2 protein-coding genes and 1 pseudogene are annotated in these 1769 nt (G+C 71.9%); 2 read left to right on the forward strand and 1 reads right to left on the reverse strand.

Translation table 11 applies throughout. The features are described from left to right. Positions 1-21: 21 nt before the first annotated feature. Entirely contained in the window at positions 22-660 is a 639-nt protein-coding gene (locus I5E_RS10395) for a PadR family transcriptional regulator (RefSeq protein WP_042723763.1), read from the reverse strand. A gap of 170 nt (positions 661-830) precedes the next feature. Between I5E_RS10395 and I5E_RS23565 the strand changes: the two are divergent. Together I5E_RS23565 and I5E_RS22725 are read left to right on the forward strand one after the other, a co-directional pair. Beyond that, a pseudogene (locus I5E_RS23565) lies at positions 831-1079 on the forward strand (DEAD/DEAH box helicase); the annotation flags it as partial. Positions 1080-1252: 173 nt separating this feature from the next. Next, on the forward strand, positions 1253-1769 hold a 517-nt coding region (locus I5E_RS22725; protein ID WP_022906924.1), incomplete at its 3' end, for a TetR/AcrR family transcriptional regulator.

Below are 1769 nucleotides of genomic sequence, written 5' to 3' on the forward strand. Positions count from 1 at the left end.
CTCCCGTCCGGGGTTCCGACGTCAGTCGGCGAGGATCTGCAGGAGGTCCTTGCGGAGCTGGTCGATCTTGGCCGTGGCCGCCTTCGCCTGCTCCTCGGTCGCGCTGGTGCGGTACATGTGCAGGACGCCCATGGTCTTCCGGAGCGCCTCGATGAACTCGCGCGACGCGTCCGGGAGGCCCGGCGCGTCGAAGGCCGCGGCGATCTCGTCCGCCTTCGCCTCGGCCTCGGCCCTGCCCGCGTCGGTCAGTTCGAAGAGCGTCTTGCGACCGTCACCCGTGGAGACGACGAGGTCCTCGTCCACGAGCTGCTGGAACGTCGGGTAGACCGAACCGGGGCTCGGCTTCCAGGCGCCGCCGGTGCGTTCGGCGATGGTCTTGATGACGGCGTAGCCGTTCTGGGGGCCCTCGGCCAGCAGGCCGAGGATCGCGAGGCGGACGTCGCCGCGGCGACGGCGTTCGCGGCCGAAGCCGGGACCGTCGGCCATCGGGCCGCCGAAGCCGGGTCCGAACCCGCGACCGAAGCCGGGGCCGAAGCCACCGCGTCCGCCGTGGTTGTGGTCACCGCGGTCGCGGCCGGGGAAGCCGGCGCCGTGGTGCTGCCGCGCGCCGCCGAAGCGGGGGCCGCGCGGGTGCTGGGTGCTGTCGAAGTCGTTGTGCATGGGTCGCATGATGCGTCCTTCCGTTGTGCTGAGTCGGCTCGCGATCGGTCTGACCGGAATCGTCTTCGTCGTATCGCGATGGGTCAACGATAGATCGGTAACTATCGCTCTGTCAAGGGGTACGTCCGCTCGGGCCGCTGTCGGTGGTGGCGGGCAGGATGGGACGGACCATGACGGACGTGCTCGAGCGCTTCTCCCCCGCCACCGCGGAGTGGTTCCGCGGCGCCTTCGCCGCACCGACCCCGGCGCAGGCCGGCGCGTGGGACGCCGTCTCCACCGGGCAGCACGCGCTCGTGATCGCCCCGACGGGCTCCGGCAAGACGCTGGCCTCGTTCCTGTGGTCGATCGACCGGCTCATCAGCTCGACCGACCGGCCACCCGCGAAGCAGCGCACCCGGGTGCTCTACGTGTCACCGTTGAAGGCAGCAGTTCCGCGCGTCCGCCCGCGTGTTGCCACGGCCGCCGCCCGGTTCCGACGCGGCCCATGCGGTACCGTCGGACTGCTCGTCAGCGCTCGTCCGCGCGGCCGAGCCGTCCCGCACGTTCCGTCGGAACACCGGCGGGGGGAACCGGATCAGAAGGGGGTGGCGTCATGGTGGACGCCCGCATCCTGCACACGACCGCCGCCCTGCGCGAAGCGATCCTGCGCCTCGCCGCCGATCGACCGGTGTCCGAGATCACGGTCGCCGACGTCACCCGTGCAGCCGGCATCAACCGCGCGACCTTCTACTCGCACGCGGTCTCCCCCGGGTCCCTGCTCGCGGACGTGCTGACGCCGGAGCTCGACCGCATCCGCCAGGACGACGCCGACGCCCGGCGCGTGGCCGCGAACCGCGGCGCGGACCTCGACGAACTCGCGATGATCACCCGGCGCGGCATCAACGCCGTGGTCGAGCACGTCGTCGCGCACCGTGACATCTACGGCAAGGCGCTGCCGGACCCGAACGACGCCTCGCTGCACCGGCTGCTCGTCGAGCACTTCACGGTGTCGAGCGAGCAGCACATCCGGTCGCTCGACGGCGAGCACCGACCGGAGCTGCTCGACGACGTCGCCGCGGGGTTCGTCGCCCAGGGGTTCGTCGGGGCGATCGAGGCGTGGCTCGCCGGAA

The sequence above is a fragment of the Curtobacterium sp. B18 genome (assembly GCF_000333375.1).
Taxonomy (GTDB): domain Bacteria; phylum Actinomycetota; class Actinomycetes; order Actinomycetales; family Microbacteriaceae; genus Curtobacterium.

Coding starts and splice junctions, on each gene's coding strand:
- I5E_RS10395 (WP_042723763.1), bottom strand. CDS start 660: ATGCACAACGACTTCGACAGCACCCAGCACCCGCGCGGCCCCCGCTTC.